General features: G+C 73.3%; 8 protein-coding genes. All 8 read left to right on the top strand.

The genetic code is table 11. The features are described 5' to 3' along the window. Nucleotides 1–1,256 (top strand): histidine kinase (locus tag G3I42_RS07780; protein ID WP_343244481.1); only part of this gene is annotated, 1,256 nt, incomplete at its 5' end. Then, on the top strand, nucleotides 1,253–1,933 hold the full coding sequence (locus tag G3I42_RS07775; protein ID WP_203606506.1) for a response regulator transcription factor: 681 nt from the start codon (nucleotides 1,253–1,255) through the stop codon (nucleotides 1,931–1,933). The genes G3I42_RS07780 and G3I42_RS07775, both read left to right, overlap by 4 nt. A gap of 444 nt (nucleotides 1,934–2,377) precedes the next feature. Then, a complete protein-coding gene (locus G3I42_RS07770) occupies nucleotides 2,378–3,382 on the top strand; it encodes a sugar ABC transporter substrate-binding protein (protein ID WP_164283660.1) in 1,005 nt (334 codons plus the stop codon). Next, nucleotides 3,379–4,413, top strand: a complete 1,035-nt coding sequence (locus G3I42_RS07765; RefSeq protein ID WP_164283658.1) for an ABC transporter permease — start codon at nucleotides 3,379–3,381, stop codon at nucleotides 4,411–4,413. Before G3I42_RS07770 ends, G3I42_RS07765 begins: the two co-directional genes overlap by 4 nt. Then, nucleotides 4,410–5,264 (top strand): ATP-binding cassette domain-containing protein, encoded by an 855-nt coding sequence (locus G3I42_RS07760; RefSeq protein WP_164283656.1) that lies wholly within the window; start codon nucleotides 4,410–4,412, stop codon nucleotides 5,262–5,264. The genes G3I42_RS07765 and G3I42_RS07760 overlap by 4 nt, the downstream gene beginning before the upstream one ends. Before the next feature lie 164 nt (nucleotides 5,265–5,428). Then, nucleotides 5,429–6,562, top strand: a complete 1,134-nt coding sequence (locus G3I42_RS07755) for an ROK family glucokinase (protein ID WP_164283653.1) — start codon at nucleotides 5,429–5,431, stop codon at nucleotides 6,560–6,562. Next, nucleotides 6,559–7,140 (top strand): sugar kinase, encoded by a 582-nt coding sequence (locus G3I42_RS07750; protein ID WP_343244480.1) that lies wholly within the window; start codon nucleotides 6,559–6,561, stop codon nucleotides 7,138–7,140. Before G3I42_RS07755 ends, G3I42_RS07750 begins: the two co-directional genes overlap by 4 nt. A gap of 324 nt (nucleotides 7,141–7,464) precedes the next feature. Further along, on the top strand, nucleotides 7,465–7,660 hold a 196-nt coding region (locus tag G3I42_RS07745), incomplete at its 3' end, for a hypothetical protein (protein WP_164283651.1).

Genomic DNA, 7,660 nt, shown 5'->3' with positions numbered 1-7,660 from the left:
TGCGCGCCGCGCTGCCCACGGGCACCCCGCGCCGCGGGCCGCGCGGTCCCGTCCGCCCCGAGTACCCGTGGCTTCTGCCCTCCGCCGTCGCCGACCTCGCGCTCCCGCGCCGCGCGCGGCGCACCGTGCGGGACTGGGTCGTCGACGGCCTCTGCTTCCTCGCGGCGCTCCTCGTCGGTGTCGTCAGCCTCGACACCCTCAGCCGCAGCGCCCCCAACGCCGAGGTCCTCGTCGACGTCGTCCTCGGCTTCCTCGCCTGCTGCGCCCTGTGGGAACGGCGGCGCAGGCCGCTCGGACTCGCGCTCGTCCTCATGGCCGTGGGGCTCTTCTCGGAGACCTCGGGCGGCGCGATCCTCGTGAGCCTCTTCACCCTCACCGTGCACCGCCCCTTCCGGTACGTCGCCTGGGTCGGCTCCCTCACGCTGCTGCTCGTCCCGCCGTACTACCTCGTACGGCCCGACCCCGACCTCTCCGTCACCGGGGCCACCGTCTTCGTCTCCGTCATGGTCGTCACCGTGATCGGCTGGGGCATGTTCGTCCGTGCCCGCCGTCAGCTCGTGCTCTCGCTGCGCGACCGCGCCGCGCGTGCCGAGGCCGAGGCGGCGCTGCGCGCCGAGCACGCCCAGCGGCTCGCCCGCGAGGAGATCGCCCGCGAGATGCACGACGTGCTCGCCCACCGCCTCTCGCTGCTCAGCGTCCACGCGGGCGCTCTCGAATTCCGGCCCGACGCCCCGAGGCTGGAGGTCAGGCGCGCGGCGGGCGTCATCCGCGACAGCGCCCACGAGGCGCTCCAGGACCTGCGGCAGATCATCGGCGTGCTGCGCGCGGGCGAGGAGGGCGGCGACCCCGCACGCCCGCAGCCCACGCTCGCCGCGCTCGCCCGTCTCGCCGAGGAGAGCCGGACGGCGGGCGCCGACGTGGACCTCGCCCTGGACCTCGCGGGCCGGCCGCCCGGCGCCGTGCCCGCGGCGACCGGGCGCACCGCCTACCGCATCGTCCAGGAGGGCCTGACCAACGCGCGCAAACACGCCCCGGGCGCCCCCGTCACCTGCCGCGTCCACGGCCACCCCGGCGAAGGGCTCACCGTCGAGGTCGCCCACCCCGCGCCACCCGGCGCCCCCGCGCCCGTCCCCGGCTCGGGACAGGGACTCATCGGCCTGCGCGAGCGCGCGGTGCTCGCCGGGGGCCGCCTGGAGCACGGGCCGGAGCGGAACGGCGGCTTCCGTCTCACCGCCTGGCTACCGTGGCCCGCATGACCGTGACCGTGCTCCTCGCCGACGACGACGCCCTCGTCCGTGCCGGACTCCGCCTCATGCTCGGCGGCGACCCCGCCCTGGAGATCGTCGGCGAGGCCGCCGACGGCGAGGAGGCCGTACGGCTCGCCGAGGAGCTGGGCCCCGCCGTCGTCCTCATGGACCTCAGGATGCCCGGCACCGACGGGCTCGCGGCGACCGCGCGGATCAGGGAGCGCCCCGCAGCTCCCGAAGTCCTCGTCCTCACGACCTTCCACGCCGACGAGCACGTGCTGCGGGCGCTGCGCGCGGGCGCGGCCGGCTTCCTGCTCAAGGACACCCCGCCCGCCGAGATCGCCGCCGCCGTACAAGAGGTCGCCGAGGGCCGCCCCGTGCTCTCGCCGCTCGTCACGCGCCGCCTCATCGCCCAGGTCGCGGGCGGCCGGTCACCGTACGCGCGCCGCGACCGGGCCCGCGCCCGCCTCGCGAGCCTCGCGGACCGCGAACGCGAGGTCGCCCTCGCGGTCGGCCGCGGCGCCTCCAACGCCGAGATCGCCGCCGAGCTGTACCTGAGCGTCCCCACCGTCAAGGCCCACGTCTCGCGGGTCCTCGCGAAGCTCCACCTCAACAACCGCGTCCAGATCGCCCTCCTCACCTACGACGCCGACCCCGCCGCGACCACCTGGGACGAGCCGGCCTGAACCCCGCCGCGTGCGGCGTTGGTCACGGACGCCCACCCGCCACCCACCCCGCTTCGCCCCGCACCGTCACCGCCCGACCCCGCACCGTGCCCGGACCGGCCGCGGGCCGAGCACCCGCCCCACGTGGCCCCGGACCCGTACCGCCCTTGATCCACGGGGAAGTTGACGCTCCGGGTCCGCACCACCCGCCGGGAAGCCTGTTCGGGCCATTGACGCGGGCCGCCACTCTCCGTTACAACTCTGCGAGCCGTCAGCCCTTCCCACCCGCCGCCCCGCGGCGCGGAGCCGGTGCACGATACTTGGTCGGTCGGGGCGGCTGACAGCGCCCGCCACGGGCGACCCTCCCCGAGCCCCCGGCCGGGGACCCCGGTCCCCGTGGACCGTGCGCCCACCGGGCGCGGCGGATTCGACGCATGTACGGCAAGACGAGAAGGGCTGGTCCTGGTGGCACGCTTTCGTACCTGGGTGAGTGTCGCGGTGGCCGCGGCGCTCGGCCTCTCCCTCGCGGGGTGCAGCAGCACCGGCGGCAAGCGCGCCGAGGATGCCCGCAAGGCCGCCGCGGCCGGCGGCAAGGCCGCCGTGAACACCCCGCGCTGGACGGTCGCCATGATCACCCACTCCGGCGACGGCGACTCCTTCTGGGACATCGTGCAGAACGGCGCCAAGCAGGCCGCCGTCAAGGACAACATCAAGTTCCTCTACTCGCACAGCGACCAGGGACAGACCCAGGCGCAGTACGTCGACGCCGCGATCGACAAGAAGGTCGACGGCATCATCGTCACGCTCGCCAAGCCCGGCGCGATGAAGTCCGCCCTCGCCCGCGCCAAGAAGGCCGGCATCCCCGTCGTCACCGTGAACTCCGGCGCCGCCGACTCCAAGAGGTTCGGCGCGCTCGCCCACATCGGGCAGGACGAGAGCGTCGCGGGCGAGGCCGTCGGCGAGGAACTCAACAAGCGCGGCAAGAAGAAGGCCCTGTGCGTCCTGCACGAGCAGGGCAACGTCGGCCACGAGGACCGCTGCGCCGGGGCGAAGAAGACCTTCGACGGGAAGATGGAGAACATCTACGTCACCGGCACCAACATGCCCGACGTGCAGTCCGCCCTCCAGGCCAAGCTCCAGACCGACAAGAAGATCGACACCGTCGTCACCCTCGGCGCGCCCTTCGCCGACGCCGCCGTCAAGGCGAAGGACGAGGCGGGCAGCAAGGCCGAGGTCGACACCTTCGACCTCAACTCCGAGGTCGTCGACGGGCTCAAGGACAAGACCCTCGGCTTCGCCGTCGACCAGCAGCCCTACCTCCAGGGCTACGAGGCCGTCGACCTGCTCTGGCTCTACCGCTACAACGCCGACATGCTCGGCGGCGGGCAGCCCGTCCTCACCGGCCCGCAGATCGTCACCCGCGACGACGCCGACGCCCTCGCCGAGTACACGAAGCGGGAGACCCGGTGAGCGCCGTGGCCGGCGGCGACGAACGGCTCCTGCGCACGCCCGGCTGGCGCAAGCTCCTGCGCCGCCCGGAACTCGGCTCGATCGTCGGCGCGATCGCCGTCTTCGTCTTCTTCGCCCTCGTCGCCGACAGCTTCCTGAAGCCCGCGAGCCTCGCCACGATGCTCTACGCCGCCTCCACGATCGGCATCATGGCGGTCCCCGTCGCGCTCCTGATGATCGGCGGCGACTTCGACCTCTCCGCCGGTGTCATGGTGACGACCTCCGCGCTCGTCTCCACGATGTTCAGCTTCCAGCTCACCGCGAACACATGGGTCGGCGTCGGCGTCTCGCTCGTCGTCACCCTCGCGATCGGCTTCTTCAACGGCTACCTGCGCCAGCGCACGAAACTGCCGAGCTTCATCATCACGCTCGGCACCTTCCTCATGCTGACGGGCCTCAACCTGGGCCTCACGAAGGCCATCAGCGGCGGCGTCTCCACGAAGAGCATCTCCGACATGGAGGGCTTCGACTCCGCGCACGCCCTCTTCGCCTCGACGCTCACGATCGGCGGCGTCGACTTCAAGGTCACGATCCTGTGGTGGTTCGGGCTCGTCGCCCTCGGCACCTGGATCCTGCTGCGCACCCGCGCCGGCAACTGGATCTTCGCCGTCGGCGGTGACGACGACGCGGCCCGCGCCGTCGGCGTGCCCGTCACGAAGACCCGGATCGGGCTCTACCTCGGCGTCGCCTTCGGCGCCTGGATCTCCGGTCAGCACCTGCTCTTCTCCTTCGACCAGGTGCAGTCCGGCGAAGGCGTCGGCAACGAGTTCATCTACATCGTCGCCGCCGTCATCGGCGGCTGCCTCATCACCGGCGGCTACGGATCGGCGATCGGCTCCGCCGTCGGCGCGCTCATCTTCGGCATGACGAGCAAGGGCATCGTCTACGCCGAATGGAACGCGGACTGGTTCAAGTTCTTCCTCGGAGCGATGCTCCTCCTCGCCACGCTGCTCAACGCGTGGGTGCGCAAGCGTGCGGAGGCCACCTCATGACCACCCCCACCGCGGCCGGGCCCGGCGACGAGCGCGTCCCGCTCGTCGAGCTGGACGACGTCAGCAAGTACTACGGGAACGTCCGCGCCCTCGAAGGCGTCTCGCTCAGCGTCCACCCCGGCGAGATCACCTGCGTCCTCGGCGACAACGGCGCGGGCAAGTCCACGCTCATCAAGATCATCGCCGGGCTGCACCAGCACGACGCCGGCGCCTTCCGCCTCGGCGGCGAGGAGACGAAGCTGTCCTCGCCCCGCGAGGCGCTCGACCGCGGGATCGCGACCGTCTACCAGGACCTCTCCGTCGTCCCGCTCATGCCCGTGTGGCGGAACTTCTTCCTCGGCTCCGAGCCGGTCAAGGGCGCCTGGCCCTTCAAGCGCATGGACGTGAACTTCATGCGCGAGACGACCCACTCCGAGCTGGCCCGCATGGGCATCGACCTGCGCGACGTGGACCAGCCCATCGGCACCCTCTCCGGCGGCGAGCGGCAGTGCGTCGCGATCGCCCGCGCCGTCTACCTCGGCGCGAAGGTCCTCGTCCTCGACGAGCCGACGGCCGCGCTCGGCGTCAAGCAGTCCGGCGTCGTCCTCAAGTACGTGGCCGCCGCGCGCGACGCCGGGCTCGGCGTGGTCCTCATCACGCACAACCCGCACCACGCCTACCTCGTCGGCGACCACTTCGTGCTCCTCAAGCGCGGCACGATGGCCGGCAGCCACCCCAAGACCGGGATCAGCCTCGACGAACTGACCCGGCAGATGGCCGGTGGCTCGGAGCTGGAGGAACTGAGCCACGAACTCCAGCGCGCCCCGGTTCCCGGCCACCTGGGCGGGCACCCGGTCAAGGACGCGGACTGAGCGTCCGTCCCCCTCCGCCGTGCCCACCGGTTCCGCGCGTGGGCACGGCAGCCGCCGTACCCACGCCGGGACGCCACCCCGACCCCCGGCAATGGCACAATCGGCCCCGGTGGGCACCCGCCCGCCCCGGCCGAGTGCCGCGCCCCCGACCGAGCAGGGACCCGATGAGCACGTACCGCGGCGCCGCCCGCGCCACCGTCCTGCGTACGCGCACCGTGGGCACCCGGGAACGGCGCTCCCACCTCAGCGCCCCGCGGGTCCCCACGGTCGGCATCGACATCGGCGGCACCAAGGTCATGGCCGGGGTCGTGGACGCGGACGGCCACATCCTGGAGACCCTGCGCACCGAGACGCCCGACAAGTCCAAGAGCCCGAAGGTCGTCGAGGACACGATCGTCGAGCTGGTCCTGGACCTCTCCGACCGGCACGACGTGCACGCGGTCGGCATCGGCGCGGCGGGCTGGGTCGACGCGGAGCGCAACCGGGTCCTGTTCGCCCCGCACCTCGCCTGGCGCGACGAGCCGCTGCGCGACCGCCTCTCGGGCCGCCTCGCGGTACCCGTCATGGTCGACAACGACGCGAACGCCGCCGCCTGGGCGGAGTGGCGCTTCGGCGCGGGGCGCGGCGAGGACCACCTCGTGATGATCACGCTCGGCACCGGCATCGGCGGCGCGATCCTGGAGGACGGCAGGGTCAAGCGCGGCCAGTTCGGCGTCGCGGGCGAGTTCGGGCACATGCAGGTCGTGCCCGGCGGCCACCGCTGCCCGTGCGGGAACAGGGGCTGCTGGGAGCAGTACAGCTCCGGCAACGCGCTGGTGCGCGAGGCCCGCGAACTGGCCGCCGCCGACTCGCCGGTCGCGCACGGCATCATCGACCGCGTCGGCGGCAACATCAACGACATCACCGGGCCGCTCATCACCGAGCTGGCCCGCTCGGGCGACGCGATGTGCGTCGAACTCCTCCAGGACATCGGGCAGTGGCTCGGCGTCGGCATCGCGAACCTCGCGGCCGCGCTCGACCCCTCCTGCTTCGTCATCGGCGGCGGCGTCAGCGCGGCGGACGACCTCCTCATCGACCCGGCGACGGACGCCTTCCGCCGCCACCTCACCGGGCGCGGCTACCGCCCCCAGGCCCGGATCGCCAAGGCCCAGCTCGGGCCCGAGGCGGGCATGGTCGGGGCCGCCGACCTCGCCAGGCTCGTCGCCCGCCGCTTCCGCCGCGCCAACCGCCGCCGCGTCGAGCGGTACGAGCGGTACGCGCAGGCACCGGGCGTCCCCGGCGGGGAGGAGCGCGCGTGAGCCTCGGCAGGCAGAGCCTTCCCCAGCAGCCGGGCCCGCTGCGGGCCGCACGCGAGGAGCCCCGCGGCCACATGATCCGCCGCCGCTCGCTGACGCTCCTGATCATCGTGCTGCTCATCGGCGTGCCCGCCGGATACCTCCTCGTCTCGGCCTCGCAGAGCCGCGACTCGGGGCGTGACAAGGAGAACAAGTACTCGGCGACGGGCCTCAGCGCGGGCTGGCCCTCGAAGGTGCAGCGGCGCATCTACGAGGTGGACATCCCGCCGAAGTCGTCGTTCGTCGCGTACTACGAGACGAACAACTGGAAGGCCAGCCGCCTCTACACCCAGTTCCGCACGACCCACAAGGGACTGACGAAGTTCCTCCACTCGCTCGGCAAGACCCGCGCCGACCTCAACGACGGCGTCACGATCAAGAAGCGCGACCGCGACATCACCCGCTGGAGCTTCGACCCCGCGGTGCACTGGACCGGCCTGCGGCACCACCAGGACGACCCGCGCCCGAGCCAGGACATCACGATCGACCGCAGCGACCCGCAGCACCCGATCGTCTACGTCGTCTCCGCGACCACACCCTGACCAGCGCCGATCCGCCGCGCGGCCCGGATTGTCGGTCCCGCCCCGTAGAGTCGGACACGGCCTCGCCGACGGGGCCGCACACGGACCCGCCACCGGGGCGGGGACCGCGGGACGCGCGCGGGAAGGAGGGGCCGACATGCCGAGCGGTGGTACGTACCGGAGCCGCGCCCACCGCGACGCCGCCCTGCCCTCGCCGGCCCCTGCGGGGCTGAGCGCCGCCTGCCAGCCAGCCGCCGCGATGCCGGGGACTCGTACGGCGGCGGGCCGGGGAGCTCGCACGGCCAGGGCCGAGGGACGACGTACGGCCGTCGCGAGGAGCCCGCGATGACGACGTGCACCCCGCCCCGCCTCGCTCACCTCGCCCCGGTCTTCCTGCCCGCCGAGCTGCCCCGCGCGGGCGCCTTCGCCTGGTGGGACCCGGCAGGCGACGCGATCCCCGACGCGGAGGACACCCTCACCGTCGTCCGCCTCCGCGCCGACGGACGCCCCCGCCGCGTCGAGGTCCCGGCCCTGCGGCTCC

The sequence above is a fragment of the Streptomyces sp. SID11385 genome, from assembly GCF_010548245.1.
GTDB lineage: Bacteria > Actinomycetota > Actinomycetes > Streptomycetales > Streptomycetaceae > Streptomyces.
Note: the sequence above shows the minus strand (reverse complement) of the source record. Positions and strands in the feature narration are given on the sequence as shown.

Excerpts from the sequence above, each read along its gene's own strand:
- G3I42_RS07775 (WP_203606506.1), top strand. The coding sequence starts at position 1,253 with ATGACCGTGACCGTGCTCCTCGCCGACGACGACGCCCTCGTCCGTGCC.
- G3I42_RS07760 (WP_164283656.1), top strand. The coding sequence starts at position 4,410 with ATGACCACCCCCACCGCGGCCGGGCCCGGCGACGAGCGCGTCCCGCTC.
- G3I42_RS07755 (WP_164283653.1), top strand. The coding sequence starts at position 5,429 with ATGAGCACGTACCGCGGCGCCGCCCGCGCCACCGTCCTGCGTACGCGC.